This is a genomic window from Herbaspirillum frisingense GSF30, assembly GCF_000300975.2.
Lineage (GTDB): Bacteria > Pseudomonadota > Gammaproteobacteria > Burkholderiales > Burkholderiaceae_D > Herbaspirillum > Herbaspirillum frisingense.
The window spans coordinates 1-24462 of sequence record NZ_AEEC02000013.1 but is presented as its reverse complement, the minus strand read 5'-3'; the positions used below and the strand labels follow the sequence as shown (position 1 = coordinate 24462).

Genomic DNA, 24462 nt, shown 5'->3' with positions numbered 1-24462 from the left:
ATCATGAGCAGGAAGGAAATCCGCCTCAACGCATTCAACATGAACTGCGTCAGTCACATCAACCACGGCCTGTGGACGCATCCTCGCGACCGCTCGCAGGACTACACCGATATCGCCTATTGGACCGGCCTGGCGCGCCTGCTGGAACGCGGCAAGTTCGATGGCCTGTTCCTGGCCGACATCGTCGGCGTCTATGACGTCTACCAGGGCAATACCGACCTCACCCTGCGCGAAACCATCCAGTTGCCGGTCAACGATCCCATGATGCTGGTGTCGGCCATGGCTGCCGTGACCGAGCACCTGGGTTTCGGCATCACCGCCAACCTGAGCTACGAAGCCCCGTTCCTGTTCGCACGCCGCATGTCCACCCTGGATCACCTGAGCAAGGGACGCGTGGGCTGGAACATCGTCACCGGCTATCTGGACAGCGCCGCCCGTGCCATGGGCCTGCACGAACAGCTGGAACACGATCAGCGCTATGACCGCGCCGACGAATTCATGGAAGTCGTCTACAAGCTCTGGGAAGGCAGCTGGGAAGACGGTGCCGTGCTGCGCGACCGCGCGCGCCGCATCTATGCCGACCCGGCCAAGGTGCACAAGATCGCCCACCATGGCGACTACTATCACGTCGAAGGCATCCACCTGAGCGAACCCTCGCGCCAGCGCACGCCGGTGCTGTACCAGGCCGGTTCTTCCGGGCGTGGTCAGGCCTTCGGCGCGCGTCATGCCGAGTGCGTCTTCATCTCCAGCCAGAGCAAGGATGCCACCCGCAAGCTGGTGCAGAGCATCCGCGATGGCGCCGTGCGCGAAGGGCGCGATCCGGATGCAATCAAGATCTTCATGGGCCTGACCGTGGTCACCGGCCGCACCGAACAGGAAGCCCAGGACCGCTATCGCGAATACGCCAGTTACGCCAGCCCGGAAGCCGGCCTGGCCCACTTCTCGGCCGGCACCGGGATCGACTTTTCGCGTTACGACCTGGATGAACCGATCCGCCCTGCCAAGACCAACGCCATCCAGTCGCTCACCAAGGCGGTCACGCAACCGGAGTCGAACTGGACCAAGCGCAAGCTGCTGCAGCAACTCGAACTGGGTGGCCGCTATGCCAGCATCGTCGGCGCCCCGGATCGCATCGCCGACGAACTGGAAAGCTGGGTCGCCGACACCGGCATCGACGGCTACAACCTGACCCGCACGGTGACGCCGGAGAGCTTCGAAGACTTCGTCGACCTGGTCATTCCGGTATTGCAGGAGCGCGGCTCCTACAAGCGCGAATACGCACAGGGCAGCCTGCGCGAAAAACTCTTCCAGCGTGCCGCGACCCTGCCGCAAGAGCATGTAGGCGCGGGCTTCCGGAGGGCCGCTGCGGTCGAACACGCCTGATTCCACCCCGGGTGCTGGCGCGTGCTGGCACGTGCTGGCACATGCGCGCAGCACATATGCAAAGCGGAAATGATTCCTTCCGCCCCGCTTGAGCGGTCGCTACATTGGACCTTTTTCAATCGGGGAAGAGAATGAAGTTCAACGCAGCGAAATGGATTTCCGGCATCGCCCTGTGCGCGCTCGCCAGCATCGGCGGGACGGCACAGGCCGCACCGGATCAGGTGATCCGCGTCGGCGTCACCAGTGGACCGCACGCACAGATCTTTGAGCAGGCACGACGCGTCTTCGAACGCGACAACCCAGGCTACAAGGTCAAGATCATCGAGTTCAACGACTACATCCAGCCCAACGCCGCCCTCGATGCGGGTGAACTCGACGCCAACAGCTACCAGCATCGCCCCTTCCTCAATGCCCAGATCAAGGCACGTGGCTACAAACTGTATGCCGAGGGCAAGACCATGATCGGCCCGATGGCGATCTATTCGAAGAAGTACCGCAAACTTGAGGACGTCCCCACTGGTGCCAAGATCGGCATCCCCAACGACCCCGCCAACGAAAGCCGCGTGCTGTTGCTGCTGCAGAAGCATGGCGTCATCAAGCTGCGCGCCGGCATCGACCCGCTCATCGGCACCAACGCCACCCCCATCGACATCACCGAAAATCCGAAGAAGTGGAAGTTCGTCGAGATCGACGCTGCGCAACTGCCACGCACGCTGGACGACCTCGATGCCTCCGCCATCAACGCCGACTATGCTTCCAAGGCCGGCTTCAATCCCGCCCGCGACAGCCTGGTGGTGGAAAGCGGCGACAGCCCCTATGCCTGCCTGATCGCCGTGCGCGAGAAGGATCGCGGCCAGCCATGGTTGGGCAAGCTGGTGCAGGCCTATCAGTCGCCGGAGGTGAAGCAGTACATCGAGACGGAATTCAAGGGCGGGATTCTGGCGGCGTGGTGACATCGGCAGGATCGATCTCGCAGTAATTTTGGACGCGGTGCGAAATGTTTTGACACCGCGGCCTTTCCAAGAGGATTTGCCTTTTTCCAGCAGATATTCGCTTACCTTTCCGATGGCGCGTCGAACCCCAGGATGACGCCAACATCGACAATCACATCGGAAGGCAGGCACATGAGGAATTTCTTTCGGAAACTCTGGCGGGATTTATGCAAAGGTGAAATCCACTCCGCACCTGTGGCGTGGGAGGTATTCAGTATCGGACTGCTATTGCTTATCGCCCTGTTTGTCGGTGCGGAGCGGCTGGTGGCCTATCTGTTGCACTGACCGCCGGACAAGTCGCGCCCTCGCGTTTCGGTCATTGCTCTTGAACGGGTAAAATGCTGGCTCCCCCAGCGCGCCACATTTCATGGCGCCTGGTCCCGAGACAAACATCAAACCGCACATGAGCTACACCCCCAGCCGCCCCATGGGCTACGGCTGCCTGATCCTGAGCATGTCCATGGTGGGCGCCTACGTGGCGCTGACCAAACCGCTGGCGGCGATGCTGCCGGTGTTCCTGCTGGCCTGGCTGCGCTTTGGCATCGGCGCCATCGCCATGCTGCGCTGGCTGAAGAAGCCGGCCGATGAAAAGCCGCTGAGCCCGCAATCGCGCTGGCTGGTCTTCCTCGAATCCTTCCTCGGCAATTTTCTCTTCACGCTGTGCATGATCACCGGTGTGTCGATGACCAACGCGGTCTCGGCCGGCGTGATCATGTCGGCGATTCCGGCGGTGGTGGCGGTGATGAGCTGGGTCTTCCTGAAGGAGAAGATCAGCCTGCGCGTCTGGGGTGCGGTGGCCTGCGGCGCCATCGGTATCGGGTTGCTGTCGCTGGCCAAGGATCATCACGGAGCAGCGGCCGCAACCAGCCACGGCCAATACGCGTGGCTGGGCAATGTGCTGGTGTTCTGTGCGGTGCTGTGCGAGGCCGCCTATGCCGTCATCGGCAAGAAGCTGACCGCCGTGCTTACGCCCAAGCGCATCAGCGCCGTCATCAACCTGTGGGGACTGCTGCTGATGACGCCCATGGGCCTCTATACCGCTCTGCAGTTCGACTTCATCTCGGTGCCGGCCAACATCTGGCTGTTGCTGGTGTTCTACGCGCTGGCGGCCAGTGTGTGGACCGTGTGGCTGTGGATGACCGGCCTGAAGGTGGTGCCGGCCGCGCGCGCGGGCGTGTTCACGGTGATGCTGCCGATATCGGCTGCCGTGGTCGGTGTGCTGGCGCTGGGCGAGAACCTGTCGGCGCTGCAGGCCACGGCCTTTGCGGTGGCCCTGGCGGGAATGTTCCTGGCGACCTTGCCTGGCCGTTCCAGTTCTGAAAAATTACCGCTGCATTGAGCGAGGAAGACATGAATCAAGCCAAGCGCCCCTCCGGCAAATCACCCTCGAACGCACCCCGGAAACCGGCTGCCGGCCAGTCCCGCCCGCCGGCCAAGCCGGCCGCCCAGGGCCCGGTCCGCGACAAGCCCCGCACCCACGTCTCCACCGAGGCGGCACGTCGGCGCCAGCATCAGGCCCACGCGGCCTCGCAGAGCCTGGACGAAGACGAACTGCGTGTGCAGCAGATGGTGGCCCTGGCCAGCGCCGTGGCCGCCAGTGCGCCGGACCGTCGCGGTCGCCGTACCGGCCAGGATGAGCTGGAGCGCATGGTGCGCAATACCCTGCGCGAGCGCGACGACGATACCCTCTACGAAGCACTGGAACAGTTGCGCTACGACGATCAGCGTGGTCATGCCTTCCTGCGCGAGGTGGTGGAAGAGGGCGCGGACATCATCGTGCTGCGACGGGGAGAGAAGGAGCTGGAGATCAACGCCTTCCTGATCCCGCTGCTGGTGCGCACCCGTGGCGGCCTGAAGGAAGCGCTGGCGCTGGCCGATGGCGATGCCTTCGATGCGCTGCGCACCAGCCTGCAGGAGGCCGGCCTGGAAAGCCCCGGCGCGCGCGTGGTGCTGGTGCACCATCTCTATCATCCTGAAGAAATCAATGCGCTCAGCTTCAGCGAAGTCGAGGCCATGAACCGCGACGCCTTCGCCTCGCTCACCGACAAGAAGATACTGAGCGTGCCGGCCATCGAGCGCAGCATGCGCGGCTGGCCGGAGGGCGCCTTCGGGGCTGACGATGAGGCGCTCGAATTACGCTTCCTGCTGGGCTTTGCCTTGAAGGATGTGGACGATCCCTTCTATGCCATTCCGGCGGAAGAGGCGGCAGCCGATGCCTATTTCGAAGCGCGCGCGCAGCGCTTCCGCCAGTGGAGCGAGCAGATCACGCCGCTGATGCAGCAATGCCTGACCGGGCAATCCGGCGAGGCGGCGCAGTGCCAGCTGCACTTCCTGTACCAGGACCTGTTCCACGGCGCCAAGCAGACCGGCAATGCGGAATATCGCACGCTGCAGATGCTCTCGGAACTGGAGGTTGGACTGGCGCAGGCAGGTGTGCAGGCCGCGCAGGCCAGCGCCTTCTTTGCCATCGACGATGCAGAGGGCGAGATCCAGCTGCAGGTCGTGCTGCGGGGTGCGCAGGGACTCCTGGCGCGTTCGGTACAGCCTGTCGACGGGGATGTGCAGGTCGCCCTGTTCGATGCTGCCGATGCCGTCGCTTCGCTGGGTGTAGCCGCAGTGAAGCTGGCCGAGGCGATCGATGCCGATGGCCAGCCGCTGCGCGAGCGCGATTTCCCGAAGGCCTAGTCCAGCAGCGCCTGCAAGCTCACGCCCGTGGGCTGGCAGCGGAAATACAGGTCCACCTGCATCGGTCGCCAACCGCGCACCAGCTGGCGCAGGTCGGCCTGCATCTGCTGCCGGCCGCAGAAGTCGCGGGCCTTTTCACGCGCTGCCGCGGTGAGGGCAGGGATGGACATGGTGTAGCTCACGCCCGTGGCCGAGACCTGATAGAGCTCGTCCTGCCCGGCGCTGACTTCGCTGAAGTTGGCGCAGCCACCCAGGGCGACGGCGCTCAGGCAGGCGAGCACGATGCCGCCCCTATGCTGGCTGGTTTGTTCAATACGCATGAAATCCCCCCGTTGACTGGTCCTCGCGTGTGTGTGCATGGCAATCGTGGCATTGCCGTGCGGCATCGATGCGAGATGTCCCAGATTAAGCGCACGGGTTTCCGTGGAGCGTCGGCCTTACCCGGTTTTACCCGGATGGCGTGGCTGTAAGAAAATCTTCAACCCGGCTTGCACGCATGCGCAGGCTGTCAGATTTCGTTCAACGGTGTGAGTCCGCCACTGTTTGTGCGGTAGCCGGGAAATTTTTCCTGCCTGCTGGGAGGCAGCCCCACTCGGGTCCCTGCTGCCGGCAATTGCCCGGGCGGGCCGCCTGCGGCTGGGCTAAAATCGTCGACGCCGTCCGGCGTGGGCCGGGCGCAGACCACTTGCGCAACGCTGCCGTCCACGCGGCGGCCGCGCCATCCGCCAAATCAGGGAGAACAGAGAAATGACCAACCGTCGCAGTTTCATCACCAGCGTGGCCGGCCTTGCCGCTGCCAGCGCCATTCCGAATGTCTTCGCCCAGGCCGCCGCTGCGACCGGCTCGACCGAACCGACCCTGGCCCGCGTGCAGCGTACCAAGACCCTGCGTATCGGCGCCGTGCGTGGTGCTGCGCCTTACTACAACAAGGATCTGGCCAGCGGTGAGTGGGGCGGTTTCATGATCGATTTCGCCAAGAGCCTGGCGGCTAGCCTGAACGTCAAGCTGGACATCACCGAAACCACCTGGGGCAACTCGGTGCTGGATCTGCAGACCCACAAGATCGACCTGTTCTTCGGCATGAACCCGACCCCGGCACGCCGCGAGGTGATCGGCTTTACCGAACCGCTGTTCCTGAATGCCTTCACCGTGGTCTCCAAGAAGGAATTCAAGACCTGGGCCGACCTGAACAAGCCGGAAGTGAAGATCGCCGTGGACATCGGTTCTTCGCACGACCAGATGATCAGCCGCGTCTGTCCCAACGCCACCATCGTGCGCCTGGAAAAGGCTGACGATGCCACCCTGGCGCTGCAGACCGGTCGTGTCGACGCGCAGGTGCTGGTGTGGCTGCTGGCGCTGAACATCCTGAAGAAGAACCCGGCGCTGGGCAAGATGTACGTGCCGCAACCGCTGGAAGCAACCTCCACCAACATCGGCGTCCCCAAGGAAGAGGACAAGGCCTGGGTCGAGACCATCAACAAGTGGATCGTGGCCGAGCGCGCTGCCGGCAAGATCAAGCCAACCGTGCTGGGCAACCTGCAAAAGCTCTCCGGCGTGAAGCCGGAAGATGTGCCGCCGCAGATTCCGCTGTAAGTACAGGTCGGCGTCCCCGCGCGCCTGCACTCGGACCGCACCAGCGATGGTGCGGTTTTTTTTTCCTGTGCAGGACCGGGTTGAGAACTGTGCTTGATTCGGGGGAGGGGTGGAACTGCCCGTCGAAGGCCGGGCGTTTGTCGTCAATTGAGGCGTTTGAATTCGCTGGAGCGGATCACCACTTCCAGCAGGGTCTCGAGCCTGATCATGCGCTCGGTCAGATTTTCTATCCTGGCCTGTTGCTGGCGGATCGCTTCGCTTTGTCGCGTGACCTTGTCTTCCAGTTTGATGATGGCGGTCAATGCCGTCCACAGCCGCCCGGTGAGACCGAACATCAGGACCTCGCCGCGCTGACCTGCCGTTGCGCCTCCAGTGCCGCCAGGCGGGCGTTGCTGGCGGCAACAAAGTCCAGCGTCTCATCGATGGCGGCACAAGCCCGCTCGGCAGCCTGTCGGGCCAGGCTGGCCAGTTCGCCCAGCGCCTCATCCATCTGTCCGCCTTCGTAGGCCAGTGCGCCCTTGCACATCAGGTCCGGTACATCCAGGCCGAGCCTGCGCGCCTTGGCGGAGATGACCAGCTTTTCACGGGTGGTCGCCCTGACCACGATGGTTTCGTTGGCAGACGTTTTCATTGCGTTTCTCCTGAGAGGACGGTTGCGGGAAAGCGGTACGCTGCCTGATCCGGATAACCATGTCGAGTCGGCACTGGCTAAACTGCACAAGAACTCGATTTTTTTCAGCGCCCCTCCCGCCTGTCGATGGCACCTGAAATGAAAATGGCGCGCCACCGAAACAGGTGACACGCCATTCTCATGAGTTACGTTGAACGTAATTCAGTGTAACTAGGGCCTGTTCACATTTAATCTGCGAGATGCGTTGGCCCCAGAAGGCGTGGTGGCAAGGCGCGCGTCAGGGCTGGTGGTGGTGCCACCAGCCCTGACGTGCAACGCCGCTAGCGCGCCTTCTGGGGCCAACCCTCCGGGAGAGGCCGCCAAGCGTCGCCTGCCGTTGTTGCAGCTCCTTGCCGTAGCACCACTACGGCGCGTCGCTGCGCCTAGGCAGTCAACGCTTGGCGCCCTCTCGCACTCGTAGATTAAATGTGAACAGGCCCTAGCAATCAAGCATTGAAACGTGACAGGAAGGCTTGGGTCGCCGCCTGCTGCGGATTGTCGATTACCTGTGACGGCGGTCCGGCTTCCACCACCACACCGTCGCGCATGAAGACCACCTGGTCCGCGACTTCACGGGCGAAGGCGATTTCGTGGGTGACCAGGATCATGGTCATGCCGTCGGCGGCCAGGCTGCGGATCACGTTGAGCACCTCGCCCACCAGTTCCGGGTCCAGTGCCGAGGTGGCTTCGTCGAACAGCATCACGTCCGGTTGCATGGCCAGGGCGCGGGCGATGGCGACGCGCTGCTTCTGGCCGCCCGAGAGCTTTTGTGGATACATGTCGGCACGGTCTGCCAGGCCGACCTTCTGCAGCAGTTCCATGGCTTGCGTGCGGGCCTGCGCCTTGGGCGTGCGCAGCACGGTGACCATGCCTTCCATCACGTTCTCCAGCGCCGTCATGTGCGGGAACAGGTTGAAGTGCTGGAACACCATGCCGGTGCGGGCGCGGAAGGCGGCCAGTTCACGATCCTTGGGCAGACGCGACTTGCGGCCGTCGAATTCGAAGTGGCGCTCGCCGATGCGCACCGCGCCCTGGTCGGGCACGGTCAGCAGGTTCAGGCAGCGCAGCAGGGTGGACTTGCCCGAGCCGGATGGCCCGATCATGGCGACCACGCTGCCCTTGCCGATCTGGATGGAGATGTCCTTGAGCACCACGTGCTCGCCGAAGGCCTTCTTGAGATTGCTGATCTGGATCATCGCGTTGGCGTTGTTGTTGACCTGGGTGTTCATCCTGTTCTCCTCAACCATGCTGCGCCGACAGGCGATTTTCCAGGCGCTTGGCCAAGATGGTGGCCGGCAGCAGGATGATGAAATAGATGATCGCCACCAGCGTGTAGATTTCCAGCGGACGATATGTTTCGTGGGCGATGATCTGGCCCTGGTACAGCAGGTCCGGCACGGCCAGCACCGACAGCAGCGAGGTGTTCTTCAACTGCATGATGGACTGGTTCACCAGCGGCGGGGTCATGCGCTTGAAGGCTTGCGGCAGGATCACGCGTTTCATCAGCTGGAAGCGCGTCATGCCCAGTGCCCAGCCGGCTTCGGACTGGCCCAGGTCGATGGAGACGATGCCGCCGCGGATGATCTCGGAATAGAAGGCGCCGCCGTACAGCGCCAGCGACAGCATGGCGGCGGTGCCGGCCGACATCTCGATGCCCAGCAGCACCGGCAGCGCGTAGTAGAACCACACCAGTTGCACCAGCACCGGGGTGCAGCGGAACACTTCGACGAAGGCGCGCAGCGGACCGGAGATGAAGGGGTTGGTGGACAGCCGACCCAGACCGACCACCAGGCCCACCAGCAAGCCAAGGGCAATACAGGCAACCGTATAGCTCAGCGTATAGACGAAGCCGATGCCGATGATGCTCCTGAATTGCCAGAGCGAGCCGAAGTCCCATTGATACATCTGTGTTTTTCCTTGGTTACGAAACGCGTGATTCCAGCGAAGGGCGGGGGCCGGCTCCGTGGAAGAGGGATGCCCGCATCGCATGCACGAACCATGCCCTGTGCGCCCGGGGCGCATGCTGGCATGGGTCAGGTAGAAGGTCGGACATGGGAAGGGGCGTCATCACATGGACCAGCATGGCCGGTGGCGCATGCCGTGAATCCTGCAAATCCGGCCATTGTAATGGAGAACGGTCGGCCGGCACATCGCGCAGGACGGCAATCGACAGCCCGCAAGCCCACGCCGCGACTGGCTTTGGCTAAAATGGCGGGATTGCGCTGACGTGCATCCACGTCAATTCCCGGCATCCGGGAACGCGCCTTCTTTTCTTCAGGACCATGAGCGCATCTTCCCCCGCCATCGATGGCGAAACCGTCCGTACCGTTCTCATCACGGGCGCTGCCCGTGGCATTGGCGCGGCGGTCGCCACCACCGTGGCCGCGCCCGGCGTGGCCTTGATCCTCCATGCGCGCAGCGACTCCCCCGAGCTACAGGCGGTGGCGCAACACTGCCGCGCTCTGGGTGCGCGCTGCACCCTGGCATTGGGCGACCTGGCCGATCCGCAGACAGCTGTACATCTGCGTGATACGGCGCTGGCGCAGCACGGTCGGCTCGACGCGCTGGTGGCCAATGCCGGCTTTGCCGATCGCAAGCGCATCGGCGAGCTCTCCGAGGCGGACTGGTCGCGTTCGCTGGATGCCTTGTTGAGCGGCTTCTTCCGTCTGGTCACGGCCTGCCGCGAGCCGTTGATGGCCAGTGGACAGGGCAGGGTGGTGGCGGTGAGTTCCTTCGTGGCCCATGTGTATCGGCTGGGCGAATCGGGCTTCCCGGCGTCGGCGGCGGCCAAGGCCGGCATCGAGGCGCTGGTCAAGTCACTGGCGGTGCAACTGGCGCCGGCAGGCGTGACGGTCAACGCGGTGGCGCCGGGTTACGTTCAGAAGAGTGATCCGGCCAAGTCGGCCATCGATCCGGCAGCGTGGCAGGCGGCATTGGCGCGCATTCCCATGCAGCGCCTGGGCCAGCCGCAGGAGATCGCCAATGTGATCGGCTTCCTGCTCAGTCCGGCGGCGTCCTATGTCACCGGCCAGGTGTGGCATGTGGATGGTGGCCTGACGCTGTAGTGCACATGCTGTCATCCACGAAATAATTTATAAGATTTACGTCATTCAACTTTCTTCGAGAAGTCCAAACCATGCGCATCATCGTGCTGGGCGCCGGCATCGTCGGCGTCACCACTGCTTATTTCCTTCGCGAGCGCGGCCATGAAGTGGTCGTGGTCGAGCGCCGCGCCGAAGTGGCGGCCGAGACCAGTGTGGGCAATGCCGGACACGTCTGTCCGTCCTATGCTACGCCCTGGGCCGCACCGGGCATGCCGGCCAAGTCGCTGAAGTGGTCGGTACAGAGCTGGCTGGGCATCGAGGCGGCGCTACGCTTTACACCGCGCCTGGATGCGCACCAGTGGAAGTGGCTGCAGCGCTTCCTGGCGCAATGCACGCCTGAGCGCTATGCCATCAACAAGGCCCGCATGGGGCGTCTGGCGCGCTACAGCCATGGCCAGTTGAAGCAGATCCGCGAACGCCTGGACATCCGCTACGAACAGACCACCGGCGGCAACCTGCAGCTGTTCCGTACCCAGGAGGGACTGGACAATGCAGGCCTGTCGACCCGGGTGCTGGCCGAAGCCGGCGTGCCTTTCGAATTGCTGGATGCCGATGGCTGCGTGGCCTTCGATCCCGGCCTGCACGCAGCGCGTCACGAACTGAAGGGGGGGCTGCTGCTGCCCCTGGACGAGACCGGCAACTGCCCGTTGTTCGCGCGCGCCCTGGCGGCCTGGCTGCAGGCGCACGGGGTGGAGTTCCACTTGTCCACAGAGGTAGAGGCCATCGAGGTGGCCGGTGGTCAGGTCAGCGGCGTGCGCACCCGGAACGCCACGCTGCGCACCGATGCCTACGTGGTGGCCTGCGCCAGTGCCTCGGTGCCGATGTTGAAGCCGCTGGGCCTGGACCTGCCCATCTATCCGGTCAAGGGCTATGCCATCACGGTGCCGGTGGCCGACCCTGCCAGCGCGCCGCGCAGTGGCGTCATGGACGAATACTACAAGGTGGCCATCACCCGCATGGGCCAGCATATCCGCGCCGCCGGCACGGCCGAGATCGGCAGCTGGGACACACGCGTCACGCCGCGCGATTGCGCCACCGCGCTGAAGTCGCTGAAGAATCTTTATCCACAGGGCGCCGACCTGGCCAAGGTGGAATACTGGGCCGGCCTGCGACCGATGACCCCGGATGGCGCGCCGCTGATCGGCGCGACCCGTTATCCGAATCTGTGGCTCAACGCAGGCCATGGTTCCAATGGCTGGACCACGGCCTGCGGTTCCTCGCGTCTGATCGCCGACAAGATATCGGGCGTGGCCAGCGAGATCGAGAGTGCCGACCTGGAGCCGCAGCGCGTGATCTGAGTGGAGCGTCGCCGGGCTGCCGTCAGCGATCGAACAGCGCGTCGACGTCGGCGCCGTTGCTGAAGGTGCTGACCGCCCAGCCGGCCGGCGCCTTGTAGAAGATGAACATCCAGGGGATGGCCTGGCGCTCGGTCTTTTCGATGTAGGTCAGCTTGATGAGGGATTCACCGACCTTTTCCGAACGGATGAATTCATAGCCGACCGAATTGCCGACCAGGGCTTCGATGGCCATGCGCGAACTGCGGGCGTTGGTGCGGGCGGTTTCGAAGGCGCGGATGTCGACCAGCGCATATGGCGAGAGCATGCCGTAGGCGTCGTCGGTACGGCCGGCACCGGCCTGGGCCATGATCTTGTCGGTCAGGGCGCGCACCTCGGTTTCGGACTTCAGGGTATCGGCCTGAGCGGCCGGCAGCACGACCAGGGCCAGCGCGGCCAGCAGGGTGCGGGGGATGAAAGCGGACATGGAAATCTCCTTGTGGGCATGGCACAGGTGGCCACAGCCGGCTATTGTGCCAGCACCGTGGGCCATGTTGCATCCGTTCGTGCCGGCGCGGCTTTGCGTCTTGCTGCCTGCTGTAAAGCGCGCAAGCGGCCAGCGTAAATACAGGTAAAACGGAACAGTCGCCCTGCCGTGCGCCGCTATGATGGGCAGCCTGTGATCCGGCCACCCGCGCCATGCGGGATGCGGCACATCGGATTGCGCTCGGGGGAGAGCATCATGCGCACCATCATCACTGCCACCTTGCTGGTTTCATCGCTCGCGGGTTGCGTCGTCACTTCCGGCAATGCCCTGGTGGATGCCGTGGGCCTGGTGGGCTCGGCGGCGTCCAGCGTCAAGGCGATGACGCCCAACACCACCCAGAATCCCATCGTCTACAGCAAGGATCCGATCCGCGATGTCTGCATCGAGTGGAATGGCTCGGTGGCGCTGAGCGATTTCGTGCCGGGCCTGCAGGGCGAGCTGCAGAAGCACGGGGTGCAAAGCCGGGTCTATGATGCCGGTACCCAGGCGCTGGCCTGCCCGGTGACCTTGAGTTACGTCGGTTACGTCAAATGGGATACTAAGGTCTTCACCGATGCCTATACCCCCTATCTCACCTATGCCGCGTTGACCCTGCGGCGCGATGGTCGCGTACTGGGTACGGCGCAATACCGGCTTGGCTCCTTCGGCCAGGACAAGTGGGCGTCTGCCGGTGACAAGCTGGCGCCCCTGATCGATGCGCTGTTCCCGGGCAATCCCATCGTGGCGGACAATTCGCCGGACAACATGCGCGGTGCCGCCAACGGATTCTGAGACGAAGCGGCTGGGCGTTCATCAGGCCCGTACATCCAATGCTATCCAGTACGCAATGAAAAACGGCAAGCCAGGCTTGCCGTTTGTCTTTTGTTGCCTTCGCTGTCAACGTGCTTACCAGATCGTCAGCAGGCGGCGGAAGAAGTTGCCATCGGTGCTGGCGTCGGCAATGGAGCCGCCGCCGACCTGTTCCAGCCGGGCATCGGCGACGTTGGAGGAGGCCACGATGCCGCCCCGGATATCGCGTGTGCGCACCACGCCCGAGAAGCGCAGCGTGTTGATGTTGCCGTTGACGCCGATGCGTTTTTCTCCAGCCACCACCAGGTTGCGGTTGGGAAGCACTTCGACGATGGAGACCATCAGCGTGCCGCTCATGGTGTTGGTATTGCTGCTGTCACCCGAGCCCTTGAAGGTGTTGTTGCCGGAGGCCGAATAGTTGGCGTCGTAGAGCTGGGTGAACAGGCCGCCCAGCGGTGCGCCCGAGCCGGGTCCCTTCTGCGTGAGGGAGCTGTCGCGGCTGTTGTTGGTGGCGGCCTTGTTGCTGCTGCTGATCGACTCGGAAATGTCGATCTTGATGATGTCACCGACGTTGTAGGTGGTCGGCTCCTCGAACAGCTGGGCGCTGGAGACGCGGAAGATGGCGCCATTGTTTTCCACGTTGGGCACCTGATAGGCAGGGCGTACGCTGGTAGGTCCGTTGACCATCGGTGCCGGGCTGTTGCAGGCCGACAGCGAAACGGCCAGCGCGCAGGCGCCGGCAAGGCGAAACTGGAATGACATGACGATCCCCCCGTTGGACGGCCTGGCTGGATGCCCGGCGCGCGTGGCCACCGACGCCGTTGCAGGCGTGGCGGCACTGGCAGGGATGATGGTGGGTAACGGTGTAAGCAGCGGTTAGGTCCTTGTAAAGTGCGGCAAACAATCTTCAACGAGAGTTAAGTGCAGACCTTGCGAGCCGGTGGATTGACCCGGGCTTGACGCAGGTTGGGCGGCAATGCGCTCGCGCATTTCCGTGCATAATGGCGCCACCCCCAACTCTGCGATCCCGTCGTGCGTGATCGCATACCATCATGGCAACAGAAAAAAACCAGGCCGCGGTGAGCGCCGAGGCAGCCGCAGCCGCACCGACGATGCATGATCAGTTGGTCTCGGCCCGTATTCGCCAGCGCATCAAGGCGGCCGGCGTGCGTTTCCACGCCAACGACAATATCGCCGCCTTCATCAAGGAGGGTGAACTGGAGCAGTTGCAGGCCGAGGTGCAGTCCAAGCTGGCCGCTGTCCTGGAGAGCCTGGTGATTGATGTCGAGAGTGACCACAACACCCAGGACACCGCCAAGCGCGTGGCCAAGATGTACCTCAATGAAGTCTTTAAGGGCCGCTACCAGGTGGCGCCGCCGGTGACCGAGTTTCCCAACATCGAGCGCCTCAACGAGCTCATGATCGTCGGCCCCATCACGGTGCGCAGCGCCTGCTCTCACCACCTGTGCCCGATCATGGGCAAGGTGTGGGTGGGGGTGATGCCCAATGAGCATTCCAACCTGATCGGCCTGTCCAAGTATGCGCGCCTGCTGGAGTGGGTGATGAGCCGTCCGCAGATCCAGGAAGAGGCGGTCTCGCAGGCGGCCGACCTGCTGATGCAGAAGCTGCAGCCGGACGGCCTGGCCATCGTCATGGAAGCCGACCACTTCTGCATGCACTGGCGCGGCGTCAAGGACGTGGAGTCGAAGATGATCAACAGCGTCATGCGCGGCTCTTTCCTGCGTGACGCCAACCTGCGCCGTGAATTCCTGGCGCTGATTTCCCAACGTCAACGAGGTTAATCATGCTGGTTCGTCTGATCTATGCAAGCCGCGCACGCGAGACCATCACCCACGAGACCATCGAAGGCATCCTGGCGGCGTCGCGTCAGCGCAATCCGCAACAGGGCATCACCGGGGTGCTGTGCTACAGCGATACCATCTTCGTGCAGGTGCTCGAAGGCGGACGCGATCAGGTCAACCGACTGTACGGCCGGCTGCTGGGCGATGCGCGACATCAGGATGTGATCCTGCTGGCCTATGAGTCGATCGACGAACGCCAGTATTCCTCCTGGACCATGGGCAAGATCCGGCTGGACAAGATCAATCGTTCCCTGCTGCTGAAGTATTCGGTCACCGGTGAGCTCAATCCCTACGAGGTGTCCTGCTGTTCCACCGTGGCACTGTTGAATGAACTGGCCTCGACGGCGGCATTTGCGCAACGTGACTGAACGGGGTTTGCGGCAGCACTGACATAGCAACGGCGCCAGGGACGAAACTGGCGCCGTTTCTTTTTGGGCGGGCCCTAGAGCAGGTCGATGCTGGGCAGGCTGCGGATGCCCCACTTGGCCGGGTCGGCGTAGGCGACGATCTTGTCGCTGCCGTGCGCGAGGTCGACGATGTCGGACTTCAGCGGCATGCGGCTGGTGGTCGAGTAGAACACCTTCACGCGCGGCGTGAGCAACTGGTCCGGACGCTGGTCCACCACCACGCCCAGGCGACCCGACTGCAGGATGACGCAGGAGCCGGTCGGGTAGATGCCGATGGCCTTGACGAAGGCCTGCATCGTCACCGGGTCGAAATGCCCGGCACTGCTGGCCATGTGGCGGATCGAACGGGCCGGGTCCCAGCCCGCCTTGTAGGGACGATTGGAGGTGATGGCGTCGTAGACGTCGCATACCGCCCCCATCTTGGCCATGATGGAAATACCGTCGGACTTGAGATTGAAGGGATAGCCGCTGCCATCGATCTTCTCGTGATGGTGCAGCGAGACATCCAGCGGAACCTCGCCGATGCCTTCGATCTGCTGCAGGATGCTGTGGCCTTGTACGGTGTGCGAACGGATGGAGGCGAACTCCTCTTCGGTCAGCTTGGCCGGCTTGTTGAGGATGTCCAGCGGCACGGCCATCTTGCCCACGTCATGCAGCAGCCCCGCCATGCCGGCCTGCTTGGTCTGCTCCTGCGTCATGCCCAGCTGGTTGGCCAGGGAAATCATCATGGCGCAGACGGCCACCGAATGCATGTAGGTGTAATCGTCAGTGGTCTTCAGGCGGGCCAGACTGATGAGGGCGTCGGCGTTGCGGGAGACCGAGGAGGTGATCTCGGTGACCAGCTCGGCGGCATCCTTGACGTCCACCGCCTTGCCCATGCGCGCTTCGGAAAACATGTTGAGCACGGTGGACTTGGAAGAGGAAATGATGCGTGCCGCACGTTCGCGTTCGACCGCGGACTCGGTGCGCTGGGCCGGCTTGCGTACGGCCACGGCGACCGCTGCGGTAGGGTCATGCTCTTCGTGAGCATCTTCCGGGTCGTCTTCCAGGTGGTCCGGCGCAATGTCGCGGCCCTTGGCGGTATCGATGGTGACCTGGTCGATCGGACAGTCGCGCAGCGTCTGCAGGTCTTCCAGGCTCTCGATCTTGAAGGATTTGCGCCAGAAAGGATGACTGATCCATCCCCCGGGGATGGAGTGGACATACATGCCCAAACGCAATTGTTCTAAGGCGATGGATTTCAACATATCGAATTCAGGTCTGTGCCTGTCACTGTTTCCCGCTTTGAAAGCGGTTCGATTTCCCTGATGAAATGACGCCTATTATTGGTAGTGTCTCCCACGTGGCAGAACTCGCTTGCATGGCTAAGCTAGCTGAAATTATCGTAACAGAATGCGTTTTGCTTGAGGTCGATTAAGCGGGGATTAACGGTCGAAATTTCCGTTTGCGCTCGCCAATGTTGGTGTGTGGAAAAGAGTGAGAATGCAGCGCCCGCCGAAGCTGACAAAATGCTGAGGAAAGATAGCCGCCGCCTGAGAATCCGGCAGGCCGCGGCCGTGAGGAATGGTGAGAAAAACTTATTTTTTCAACGGTGGTGCGTAGGGATTCTTGGTCAGCAGACGCAGGAAGCTGGCAATGCACGCGACCCCTGCAAAGGCGGCGCCGAAGCCCAATGCCAGGCGCGAGCCTTGCGTTTCGGAAAGATTGAAGCATAGCGCGACCAGCGCTGCGCCCACGCTTTGACCGAGCAGGCGGGCTGTGGCCACGATGCCGGATGCGCCGCCACTGCGATGGGGGGGCGCACTGGTCATCAGCGCTTTCAGGTTGGGTGACTGGAAGAAGCCAAAGCCCATGCCGCACAGAAGCATGCGCCAGCTGATTTCCCAGACGGTGGGTGCGGCCGGCATGAAGGTCATCGACAAGAGCCCGGCGCACAGCAGCGCCAGACCGACGCCACCGAGGATGCCGACCGGATAGCGGTCCGACAGGCGTCCCGCGATGGGGGCCATGATGGCCACGGCCACCGGCCAGGGCGTCATCAACAGGCCGATCTCCACCTGGCTGCGTCCCAGGTCATGATGGAAGAAGAAGGGGAGCGAGACGAAGGCCAGGCCTTGCGCGGCGAAGGAGCAGATGGCGGTGACCGTCGAGAGCGAAAACATCGCATGGCGGAACAGGTCCACCGGCAGCATCGGCGCCGGATGCGACAGTTCGCGCTTGAGCAGGAACAGGCCGCAGACAATGGCGGCCGCCAGTTCCAGTCCGACCACGCTGGCCTGGGCCTGGTGCGCGCCTTCGCCGATGGCCAGGATCAGCAGGCCGAAGGCGGCGGCGTTGAGCACTGCGCTGCGCAGGTCGAAGGTATGGGTGGACAGCGTGGTATGCGGCAACGAGGGCAGGGCCAGTACCACTGCCAGCACACCCAGCGGCACGTTGACGGCGAACAGCCATGGCCATGGTGCGATGGCGAGGATGCCCGAGGCCACCGAGGGACCGACCGTGAAGGCGATGGCGACGATGAGCGTGTTCAGTCCCACGCCGCGGCCCAGCGAGCGGGTCGGATAGATGAAGCGGATCAGCGCGGTGTTGACGCTCATGATGCCGGCCCCGCCCAGGCCCTGGAGGAAGCGCGCCATCACCAGCGTAGGCAGCGACCACGCCACTGCACACAACAGCGAGGCCGCGGTAAACAGCACCAGTCCCCAGACGTAGATACGGCGATAGCCGACGATCTCGCCCAGCGCCGCCAGGGGCAGCAGCGACACCATCATCGCCAGCTGGTAGGCGGTCACGATCCAGACCGAGGCGGCCGGGGTGGTGTTGAGGTCCAGCGCCATGGCTGGCAGGGCGGTGTTGGCGATGGCGGTGTCGAGCGTGGCCAGGCCGACGGCGATGCCCAGCGCCAGGATGGCGCGGCCGCGCTGGTCGGGCGGCAAGCCTTCCCCTGCGATGACGATGTGGTGTTTGGGATCAGTGGCGCCGGGGGAGGAGGGCAGCGTGGACATGGGTCTTGGGTATCTGGCGAAGGTGTGCGTGCTGGCGTGGCACCGGATGCCGGAGCTCTGCCGCCGCTTGTTTGCTCTTGGAATCCTGCAATGAAGACAGGTGCGGCCCGGCTGGGCAGCGCCGCACAATGATAGCGGGGAACGTGCAAGCGCGCTGGCGGCGGTCACGAGCGGGGCGGCTGCGCTATGATGGCGGTTTGCGCTGGCGTGGCTGGCGCGTTTTGATCACGGAGTCATCAGCATGTCCAAACAGCAGTTGTCGGAGCGCCTGTGCGCGTGGATCGATCAGCATTTCGACGAGGAGGTCGGCGTGCTGCAGCAGTTGATCCGCATCCCCACCGATACGCCCCCCGGCAACAATGCCCCGCACGCCGATGTGGTGGCCGAGCTGGTGCAGTCCTGGGGCTGGAATGCCGAGAAGTTTCCGGTCCCGCAAGAGCAGGTGCGTGACTATGGCATGCAGAGCATCACCAACCTGATCGTGCGCCGCCCCTATGCCGAGGGCGGCCCGACACTGGCCCTGAATGCGCATGGCGACGTGGTGCCGCCGGGCGAGGGCTGGTCGCATGACCCCTACGGCGGTGAAGTGGCCGATGGCCGCATCTATGGCCGGGCGGCGGCGGTCTCCAAGAGTGACTTCGCCAGCTATATCTTCGCCACCCGCGCGCTGGAGGCGCTGGGCGCTTCGCTGCGCGGTGCGGTGGAGCTGCATTTCACCTACGACGAGGAGTTCGGTGGCCTGCTCGGCCCCGGCTGGCTGCTGGAGCAGAAGCTGACCCAGCCGGATTACGTGCTGGCGGCCGGCTTCAGCTACAACGTGGTGACCGCCCACAATGCCTGCCTGCAGTTCGAGGTGACCGTGCATGGGCGCGCCACCCACGGCTCCATGCCGGAGACCGGCCACGATGCGCTGCAGGCCGCCAATGCCGTCCTCAATGCCATCTATGGCGCCTTGCCTGGCCTGAAGGACATCCGTTCCTCCATCCCCGGCATCAGCCATCCGACCATGATCGTCGGCCGCATCGATGGTGGCACCAATACCAATGTGGTGCCGGGCAAGGTAGTGCTGAAGATGGATCGTCGCATGATCCCCGAGGAAGACCCGGCGCAGGTCGAGGCCGGCGTACGCAAGCTGATCGAGGATGCGGTGGCGGGGCTGCCGGGCATCCGCGTGGAAATCCGCCGCCTGCTGCTGGCGCGTGCACTGCGCCCGCTGCCGGGTCACGAGAAGCTGGTGCAGAGCCTGCTGCGCAATGCCGAGACGGTCATGGGCGAAACGCTCACCACCAACGGCTCGGCGCTCTATACGGACGCCCGCCTGTACGGCGAGCATGGCATCCCGGTGGTGCTGTTCGGCGCGGGTCCGCGCACGCTGATGGAATCCAACGCCAAGCAGGCCGACGAGAACCTGGCCCTGGACGACCTGCGCAAGGCCACCAAGGTGGTGGCGCTGATGCTGCTGGACTTCCTCGGGCCGCAGGACTGAGTGCGACGCCTGGCGGGCGTGAATTGAAGTTGCCCGCCGGGAAGTTGGCCGGATCGCCGCCGGATCGACAAATGATTACAATGTGTGCCCGCGCGCTGATGGCCGACATTTCCTGTCGGCATCTTCCGGGCCGGGAGGCTTCCTGCTTGCCCGGGTAACGAAGCAAGTCTTGAGGGACCGAGATCAATCGCATGTTGAACGCCATCGAGCACACCCATCCGCCCCCATCGGCAGCCACGCGCAAGCCCGGCTATCTCGGCTTGTCGTTCCGGCAATTGCTGCTGGCGGCGTTCCTGCTGATTGCGGCCCTGCTCAGCGGTACCTCCATCCACGCCCTGTTCACGCTGGACCGCATGTCGGCCAACAGCCGGGACACCGCCCGGCAGGCGGTGCAACTGACCGAGGCGGCACAGCGCCTGGCCGAGCGCACCGTGGCCATGGAGCGCAGTGCGCGCCAGTATCTGGTGCTGGATGACGCCGCTTTCCACGACCGTTTCAACGAAGCGCGCGACCAGGCCCGGCAGGCGGTGGGTGAGCTGTCCGACGCGTTGCCGATGGCACCGCGGGAAATGTTCAGTCAATGGGGCCTGTATGTCGATGAAGCGGCGGCCGTGCTGGAAGCCGATTCGCGCAAGGACAAGGGCGAGCAGGCCAAGCTGTTCCAGGACTTTGCCCGCCTGCCGGCACTGAACGAGCGCATTGCGCTGGAAAGCCGGCGCGAGGTCGATCGTCGCAACAATGCCCTGTCCGCGGCCCTGGAACAGCAGCGCCAGCTGCTTACTGCCCAGGTGGTGGGCGCCATCGTGCTGGCGGTGTTGCTGGCATTCTGCTTCGGCCTGTGGCTGTCGCGGCCGATGGCACGGCTGGAGCAGGCCATCGGCCGGCTGGGCGACAATCGCTTCGATCAGCCTATCGACGTGCGCGGCCCGGCCGACATCCGTCGCCTGGGTCAGCAACTGGACTGGCTGCGCCAGCGCCTGGCCGATCTGGAGGCCGAGAAGTCGCGCTTCCTGCGGCATGTTTCGCATGAACTGAAGACGCCCCTGTCGGCCTTGTGCGAGGGTGCGGCGCTGCTCGATGACGGCGTGGCCGGCCAGTTGAGCGAGAACCAGCGCGAGATTGCCCGCATCCTGCGCCAGAATACGCAGTCGCTGCAGACGCAGATCGAGGACCTGCTGCGCTATAACGAGGTGTCCTTCGATGCCCAGCGCATCCATCCGGTGCCGGTCGACCTGCGTGCCTTGCTGCACAAGGTGATCGATGACCAGCGGCTGCAATGGCTGGCGCGCCAGCTGAAGGTGGAGATCGAAGGGGCGGCACGTACCGTGGTGGTGGACCCCGAGAAGATGGCCATCGTGCTGGCCAATCTGCTTTCGAATGCCGTACGCTTCAGCCCCGAGGGCGGGTTTATCCGTTTCATGCTGACTGAGGCGCCGGGCCTGGTGCGGGTCGAGTGTATCGATCAGGGGCCGGGCGTGGCGCCGACGGACGCGGCCCGCATCTTCGAACCGTTCTATCAGGGCCTGCACCAGCCTCCGGGCGCGCGCCGTGGCAACGGTATCGGCCTGTCGGTGGTGCGCGAGTATGTGCAAGCCCATAGTGGCAAGGTCTATCTGGTCCCGCGTGAGGGCGGGGCGCATTTCCGAATCGAGTTGCCTGATGAAAAATAAGATCCTGATCCTGGCTTCCTGCATGGTGCTGGCGGCGTGTACGGCGCAGCCGCAAGCACCCACCTCGACCGTCCAGCTCATCCAGTCCAGTAGCAACATCGACGAACTGCTGGCCTATAACGCCCAGTTGCGCAAGATGTCGCCGGCCGAACTGGGGCGCGAAGTGCAGCGTTTGAACGCCTATCCGGCCGGCCCTGCCACGACGGTACGCCGTGCGATGGCGCTTTCGCTCACCCGGGACCCCATCGATCTGGCCAAGGCCGAAGCCCAGCTATGGAACGTCATGGCCGATCGCAGCGTCGAAGCGGAGAAGCTCAAGCCGTTGGCGCAATTGCTGGCAGGTCATTATGCCGATCTGCGCCGGGTGGCCGACAATGCCGAGAAGTCTTCGGTGCAACTCAAGGAAGCGCAGCGCAAGGTAGACCAGCTCAATGACAAGCTGGAAGCGCTGAAGAACATCGAACGGACCCTGCCGGCCGGCGGCAAGTAAGGCCAGCGCCGTCGGGGCCCGTTCCATTTTTACTGGAACTGGAGTCCCGATGGGAAAAACTGCCCCCCTGATGCTGGTCGATGATGATCCCGACCTGCTGCGCCTGTTGACCCTGCGCCTCAACGCCAGCGGTTACCGCATCCTGGCCGTGGAAAGTGCCGAGGCTGCCCTGGCGCAGCTGGCCATTGCATTGCCGGCACTGGTGATCACCGATGTACGGCTGCCGGGGATGGACGGCTTGGCGCTGTTTGCGGAGATCCGCAGCCGCTATCCGGCCCTGCCGGTGATCCTGCTGACCGCGCACGGCACCATCCCCGATGCGGTCGATGCGACGACCAAGGGCGCTTTCGCCTATCTCACCAAGCCTTTCGATGGTCATGTGCTGCTGGACAAGGTGGCCCAGGCGCTGAGCCTGTCCGCACCGGCCCAGGAAGCGCCGGATGAGGCCTGGCGCGCCGATATCATCAGCCGCAGTCAGCGGGTCGATGAGCTGCTGGCCGAGGCGCGCCTGGTGGCAGCGTCCGATGCCAGCATCCTGATCCGTGGCGACAGCGGCACCGGCAAGGAGCTGCTGGCCCGTGCCATCCACCGGGCCAGCCCGCGGGCCGACAAGCCGTTCATCGCCGTCAATTGCGGCGCCATTCCCGAGCAACTGCTGGAGTCTGAGCTGTTCGGCCACGTCAAGGGTGCCTTCACCGGAGCGGTTGAACATCGGGAAGGGCTGTTCCAGGCGGCCGACGGCGGCACCCTGTTCCTGGACGAGATCGGCGACATGCCCATGGCATTGCAGGTCAAGCTGCTGCGCGTGCTGCAGGAGAAGACCGTGCGCCAGGTGGGCGCCAACCAGTCCGGCGAGGTGGACGTACGGGTGATTTCCGCCACCCATCGCGACCTGGAGGCGGCCATGACCGAAGGTCAGTTCCGCGAAGACCTGTATTACCGGCTCAACGTGGTGACCTTGCAGTTGCCCGCTCTGGAAGAGCGGCGCGAGGATATCGCCCTGCTGGCCAATCATTTCCTCAAGAGCATCGCTGCCAAGTATCCCAAGCGCCTGACCGGGTTTGCGCCGGATGCGCTGGAGGTGCTGAGCCTGGCGCACTGGCCGGGTAACGTGCGGCAGCTCTACAACGTGGTGGAACAGGTGTGCGCGCTGTCGACAGCACCCTTGATCCCCGCCACGCTGGTGCAGCGGGCATTGAGGGTGCCGACCCTGGACCTGCTGCGCTATGCCGAGGCCAAGCAGAAATTCGAGCGTGATTATCTCGTCCGCCTGCTGAAGCTGACCGATGGCAATGTCTCGGATGCGGCCAGGCTGGCTGATCGCAATCGCACCGAGTTCTATCGCTTGCTGCAGAAGAACGGACTTGATCCGCGGCGCTTCCGCGGCGGGGAGGAGCCCGTCGCCATAGAGCGACAGGATGGAATCCTTTGAAAACAAGGGCTTACGTGGAAGAGGCCGGTGGCACGTCGTGGCAAGCCGACGGAAACGAGGGGTTTGCTGCATGGTTTGAGCCTGTTTCCACCCACTTGAATTTCTAAGTGATTGATTTAAAAGGAAGATCTTCTGCTGGCATGGCCTTTGCGACTAGGGCTGCAAGTGCTGCTCTATATAGAGACTTTCAGAGCAGAGTCGGAATGAGTGAATTGACTACAAGGAGAACGCCATGAAAAAGACCTTCGCTTCCCATCTGCTGGCCGCCAGCCTGCTGGTGATGACCGCCGCGCCTGCTGTCCATGCTGCGGATACCTCGCGGGCCGCCGCGCCCAGCGTTCAGAAGGCCGGGACATATATAGATGACTCAGTTGTTACCGCCAAGGTCAAGGCAGCATTGGTCGAGGACAAGCAGATTTCAGCCATGAAGATCAGCGTCACTACCAAGGATGGCGTTGTCACCCTCAAGGGGGCGGTGCCCAGTGCCGAGCTGGGGCAACATGCCTTGCAGTTGGCAGCCGGCATTGAAGGCGTACGCGACGTCAAGAGCGACCTCATCGTGAAGGCCGGATAAGCGCGCCAGGTAGGGGCGCAATTGAGACGAGCGCCTTTGCCGAGTCCCAATCAAGAAGAGAGCGGGCCGTCCCGTCAGGGATGGCCCGCTCTCTTTTGGATTCATCAATTCGCGCCGCGAAGGTCCTGTAATCCATGATGGGCTTGGGTTTGCGGGCGATTGTCCCGGTCGGCTTTCTGGATTGGCTAAATTATTTTCGAATTTTTTTCAAAAAGTGCTTGCGTGGTGTGGAGGGCGTTGCTATAGTTCGCCCCCTGCTGACGCGACACACGAAGCGAAGTTGAAAAACAGAGCGACGAAGGTGGGCGAGGCAGGTGAGTAGTGAAGTAGTTTGAAGGGCGTTTTAAGTAGAAGTAGTCGAGCGGTAGCAAAAGCGAAGACGAAAAAATTTAAAACGAATCGCAAAAAAGTAGTTGACGCGATGAACTAACTGCTACATAATCTCGTTTCTCTGCTGCTGACGAACACAACGATTCGCGGCGATGCAAATAGCGCCAAG

The 24462-nt window shown here is 63.4% G+C and carries 24 protein-coding genes; 15 read left to right on the top strand and 9 right to left on the bottom strand.

The genetic code is table 11. The annotated features are described in order from the left end of the window. Positions 1-3: 3 nt before the first annotated feature. The 4 genes from HFRIS_RS10930 to HFRIS_RS10915 all read left to right on the top strand — a co-directional run bounded on the left by HFRIS_RS10930 (position 4) and on the right by HFRIS_RS10915 (position 5060). Complete coding sequence (locus HFRIS_RS10930) at positions 4-1383, top strand: LLM class flavin-dependent oxidoreductase (protein ID WP_006463400.1); 1380 nt, start codon at positions 4-6, stop codon at positions 1381-1383. A 131-nt stretch (positions 1384-1514) separates the two neighbouring features. Further along, a complete protein-coding gene (locus HFRIS_RS10925; RefSeq protein ID WP_006463399.1) occupies positions 1515-2336 on the top strand; it encodes a MetQ/NlpA family ABC transporter substrate-binding protein in 822 nt (273 codons plus the stop codon). Between the two features lie 442 nt (positions 2337-2778). Next, positions 2779-3714: a DMT family transporter gene (locus tag HFRIS_RS10920; RefSeq protein WP_039875308.1), complete on the top strand. Its 936-nt coding sequence runs from the start codon at positions 2779-2781 to the stop codon at positions 3712-3714. Positions 3715-3725: 11 nt separating this feature from the next. Further along, positions 3726-5060 (top strand): DUF2863 family protein, encoded by a 1335-nt coding sequence (locus tag HFRIS_RS10915; RefSeq protein WP_006463397.1) that lies wholly within the window; start codon positions 3726-3728, stop codon positions 5058-5060. Here HFRIS_RS10915 and HFRIS_RS10910 read toward each other — a convergent pair. Next, entirely contained in the window at positions 5057-5380 is a 324-nt protein-coding gene (locus tag HFRIS_RS10910; protein ID WP_006463396.1) for a hypothetical protein, read from the bottom strand. The genes HFRIS_RS10915 and HFRIS_RS10910 overlap by 4 nt on opposite strands. 427 nt (positions 5381-5807) lie before the next feature. Here HFRIS_RS10910 and HFRIS_RS10905 point away from each other — a divergent pair, with 427 nt between their 5' ends. After that, positions 5808-6653 carry a transporter substrate-binding domain-containing protein gene (locus HFRIS_RS10905; protein WP_006463395.1) on the top strand — a complete coding sequence of 282 codons (846 nt, stop codon included), beginning with the start codon at positions 5808-5810 and terminating at the stop codon, positions 6651-6653. Between the two features lie 143 nt (positions 6654-6796). Here the strand turns inward: HFRIS_RS10905 and HFRIS_RS10900 are convergent, their stop codons facing one another. From HFRIS_RS10900 to HFRIS_RS10885, 4 genes are all read right to left on the bottom strand, one after another. Continuing rightward, the gene (locus HFRIS_RS10900; protein WP_006463394.1) at positions 6797-6988 is read right to left on the bottom strand and encodes a hypothetical protein; all 192 of its coding nucleotides are present in this window, start codon (positions 6986-6988) and stop codon (positions 6797-6799) included. Continuing rightward, positions 6988-7284, bottom strand: a complete 297-nt coding sequence (locus HFRIS_RS10895; protein WP_006463393.1) for a hypothetical protein — start codon at positions 7282-7284, stop codon at positions 6988-6990. Before HFRIS_RS10895 ends, HFRIS_RS10900 begins: the two co-directional genes overlap by 1 nt. Positions 7285-7769: 485 nt before the next feature. Next, positions 7770-8552, bottom strand: a complete 783-nt coding sequence (locus HFRIS_RS10890; RefSeq protein WP_006463392.1) for an amino acid ABC transporter ATP-binding protein — start codon at positions 8550-8552, stop codon at positions 7770-7772. Between the two features lie 10 nt (positions 8553-8562). After that, a complete protein-coding gene (locus HFRIS_RS10885) occupies positions 8563-9228 on the bottom strand; it encodes an amino acid ABC transporter permease (RefSeq protein ID WP_006463391.1) in 666 nt (221 codons plus the stop codon). 377 nt (positions 9229-9605) lie between these two features. Here HFRIS_RS10885 and HFRIS_RS10880 point away from each other — a divergent pair, with 377 nt between their 5' ends. Continuing rightward, positions 9606-10388, top strand: a complete 783-nt coding sequence (locus HFRIS_RS10880; RefSeq protein WP_006463390.1) for an SDR family NAD(P)-dependent oxidoreductase — start codon at positions 9606-9608, stop codon at positions 10386-10388. A gap of 71 nt (positions 10389-10459) precedes the next feature. After that, a complete protein-coding gene (locus HFRIS_RS10875; protein WP_006463388.1) occupies positions 10460-11725 on the top strand; it encodes a D-amino acid dehydrogenase in 1266 nt (421 codons plus the stop codon). 22 nt (positions 11726-11747) lie between these two features. On the opposite strand, the gene HFRIS_RS10870 is transcribed toward HFRIS_RS10875, so the two are convergent. Then, a complete protein-coding gene (locus tag HFRIS_RS10870) occupies positions 11748-12188 on the bottom strand; it encodes a hypothetical protein (protein ID WP_006463387.1) in 441 nt (146 codons plus the stop codon). A gap of 255 nt (positions 12189-12443) precedes the next feature. On the opposite strand from HFRIS_RS10870, the gene HFRIS_RS10865 reads away from it, so the two are divergent. Next, positions 12444-13019 (top strand): hypothetical protein, encoded by a 576-nt coding sequence (locus HFRIS_RS10865; protein WP_006463386.1) that lies wholly within the window; start codon positions 12444-12446, stop codon positions 13017-13019. A gap of 114 nt (positions 13020-13133) precedes the next feature. On the opposite strand, the gene HFRIS_RS10860 is transcribed toward HFRIS_RS10865, so the two are convergent. Beyond that, positions 13134-13799 (bottom strand): flagellar basal body L-ring protein FlgH, encoded by a 666-nt coding sequence (locus HFRIS_RS10860; RefSeq protein WP_006463385.1) that lies wholly within the window; start codon positions 13797-13799, stop codon positions 13134-13136. Between the two features lie 290 nt (positions 13800-14089). On the opposite strand from HFRIS_RS10860, the gene folE reads away from it, so the two are divergent. Together folE and HFRIS_RS10850 are read left to right on the top strand one after the other, a co-directional pair. After that, positions 14090-14839, top strand: coding sequence for a GTP cyclohydrolase I (gene folE / locus HFRIS_RS10855; RefSeq protein WP_039875305.1), 750 nt, complete (start codon positions 14090-14092; stop codon positions 14837-14839). 2 nt (positions 14840-14841) lie between these two features. Then, positions 14842-15267, top strand: coding sequence for a BLUF domain-containing protein (locus HFRIS_RS10850; RefSeq protein ID WP_006463383.1), 426 nt, complete (start codon positions 14842-14844; stop codon positions 15265-15267). Positions 15268-15341: 74 nt separating this feature from the next. On the opposite strand, the gene HFRIS_RS10845 is transcribed toward HFRIS_RS10850, so the two are convergent. Further along, positions 15342-16553, bottom strand: a complete 1212-nt coding sequence (locus HFRIS_RS10845) for an HD-GYP domain-containing protein (protein ID WP_039875303.1) — start codon at positions 16551-16553, stop codon at positions 15342-15344. A gap of 330 nt (positions 16554-16883) precedes the next feature. Then, positions 16884-18311, bottom strand: a complete 1428-nt coding sequence (locus HFRIS_RS10840; RefSeq protein WP_006463381.1) for an MFS transporter — start codon at positions 18309-18311, stop codon at positions 16884-16886. Between the two features lie 241 nt (positions 18312-18552). Here HFRIS_RS10840 and HFRIS_RS10835 point away from each other — a divergent pair, with 241 nt between their 5' ends. The 5 genes from HFRIS_RS10835 to HFRIS_RS10815 all read left to right on the top strand — a co-directional run bounded on the left by HFRIS_RS10835 (position 18553) and on the right by HFRIS_RS10815 (position 23963). Continuing rightward, complete coding sequence (locus HFRIS_RS10835; protein ID WP_006463380.1) at positions 18553-19797, top strand: ArgE/DapE family deacylase; 1245 nt, start codon at positions 18553-18555, stop codon at positions 19795-19797. Between the two features lie 191 nt (positions 19798-19988). Next, positions 19989-21467 (top strand): HAMP domain-containing sensor histidine kinase, encoded by a 1479-nt coding sequence (locus HFRIS_RS10830; RefSeq protein WP_006463379.1) that lies wholly within the window; start codon positions 19989-19991, stop codon positions 21465-21467. Continuing rightward, positions 21457-21957, top strand: coding sequence for a hypothetical protein (locus HFRIS_RS10825; RefSeq protein WP_006463378.1), 501 nt, complete (start codon positions 21457-21459; stop codon positions 21955-21957). The genes HFRIS_RS10830 and HFRIS_RS10825 overlap by 11 nt, the downstream gene beginning before the upstream one ends. A gap of 49 nt (positions 21958-22006) precedes the next feature. Continuing rightward, entirely contained in the window at positions 22007-23389 is a 1383-nt protein-coding gene (locus HFRIS_RS10820) for a sigma 54-interacting transcriptional regulator (RefSeq protein ID WP_039875301.1), read from the top strand. Positions 23390-23621: 232 nt separating this feature from the next. Then, entirely contained in the window at positions 23622-23963 is a 342-nt protein-coding gene (locus tag HFRIS_RS10815) for a BON domain-containing protein (RefSeq protein WP_006463376.1), read from the top strand. The last annotated feature ends 499 nt before the right edge of the window (positions 23964-24462 follow it).

Bases quoted from the DNA above. Each gene is read 5' to 3' on its own strand.
- HFRIS_RS10930 (WP_006463400.1), top strand. From the start codon at position 4: ATGAGCAGGAAGGAAATCCGCCTCAACGCATTCAACATGAACTGCGTC.
- HFRIS_RS10925 (WP_006463399.1), top strand. From the start codon at position 1,515: ATGAAGTTCAACGCAGCGAAATGGATTTCCGGCATCGCCCTGTGCGCG.
- HFRIS_RS10920 (WP_039875308.1), top strand. From the start codon at position 2,779: ATGAGCTACACCCCCAGCCGCCCCATGGGCTACGGCTGCCTGATCCTG.
- HFRIS_RS10915 (WP_006463397.1), top strand. From the start codon at position 3,726: ATGAATCAAGCCAAGCGCCCCTCCGGCAAATCACCCTCGAACGCACCC.
- HFRIS_RS10910 (WP_006463396.1), bottom strand. From the start codon at position 5,380: ATGCGTATTGAACAAACCAGCCAGCATAGGGGCGGCATCGTGCTCGCC.
- HFRIS_RS10905 (WP_006463395.1), top strand. From the start codon at position 5,808: ATGACCAACCGTCGCAGTTTCATCACCAGCGTGGCCGGCCTTGCCGCT.
- HFRIS_RS10900 (WP_006463394.1), bottom strand. From the start codon at position 6,988: ATGTTCGGTCTCACCGGGCGGCTGTGGACGGCATTGACCGCCATCATC.
- HFRIS_RS10895 (WP_006463393.1), bottom strand. From the start codon at position 7,284: ATGAAAACGTCTGCCAACGAAACCATCGTGGTCAGGGCGACCACCCGT.
- HFRIS_RS10890 (WP_006463392.1), bottom strand. From the start codon at position 8,552: ATGAACACCCAGGTCAACAACAACGCCAACGCGATGATCCAGATCAGC.
- HFRIS_RS10885 (WP_006463391.1), bottom strand. From the start codon at position 9,228: ATGTATCAATGGGACTTCGGCTCGCTCTGGCAATTCAGGAGCATCATC.
- HFRIS_RS10880 (WP_006463390.1), top strand. From the start codon at position 9,606: ATGAGCGCATCTTCCCCCGCCATCGATGGCGAAACCGTCCGTACCGTT.
- HFRIS_RS10875 (WP_006463388.1), top strand. From the start codon at position 10,460: ATGCGCATCATCGTGCTGGGCGCCGGCATCGTCGGCGTCACCACTGCT.
- HFRIS_RS10870 (WP_006463387.1), bottom strand. From the start codon at position 12,188: ATGTCCGCTTTCATCCCCCGCACCCTGCTGGCCGCGCTGGCCCTGGTC.
- HFRIS_RS10865 (WP_006463386.1), top strand. From the start codon at position 12,444: ATGCGCACCATCATCACTGCCACCTTGCTGGTTTCATCGCTCGCGGGT.
- HFRIS_RS10860 (WP_006463385.1), bottom strand. From the start codon at position 13,799: ATGTCATTCCAGTTTCGCCTTGCCGGCGCCTGCGCGCTGGCCGTTTCG.
- folE (WP_039875305.1), top strand. From the start codon at position 14,090: ATGGCAACAGAAAAAAACCAGGCCGCGGTGAGCGCCGAGGCAGCCGCA.
- HFRIS_RS10850 (WP_006463383.1), top strand. From the start codon at position 14,842: ATGCTGGTTCGTCTGATCTATGCAAGCCGCGCACGCGAGACCATCACC.
- HFRIS_RS10845 (WP_039875303.1), bottom strand. From the start codon at position 16,553: ATGTTGAAATCCATCGCCTTAGAACAATTGCGTTTGGGCATGTATGTC.
- HFRIS_RS10840 (WP_006463381.1), bottom strand. From the start codon at position 18,311: ATGTCCACGCTGCCCTCCTCCCCCGGCGCCACTGATCCCAAACACCAC.
- HFRIS_RS10835 (WP_006463380.1), top strand. From the start codon at position 18,553: ATGTCCAAACAGCAGTTGTCGGAGCGCCTGTGCGCGTGGATCGATCAG.
- HFRIS_RS10830 (WP_006463379.1), top strand. From the start codon at position 19,989: ATGTTGAACGCCATCGAGCACACCCATCCGCCCCCATCGGCAGCCACG.
- HFRIS_RS10825 (WP_006463378.1), top strand. From the start codon at position 21,457: ATGAAAAATAAGATCCTGATCCTGGCTTCCTGCATGGTGCTGGCGGCG.
- HFRIS_RS10820 (WP_039875301.1), top strand. From the start codon at position 22,007: ATGGGAAAAACTGCCCCCCTGATGCTGGTCGATGATGATCCCGACCTG.
- HFRIS_RS10815 (WP_006463376.1), top strand. From the start codon at position 23,622: ATGAAAAAGACCTTCGCTTCCCATCTGCTGGCCGCCAGCCTGCTGGTG.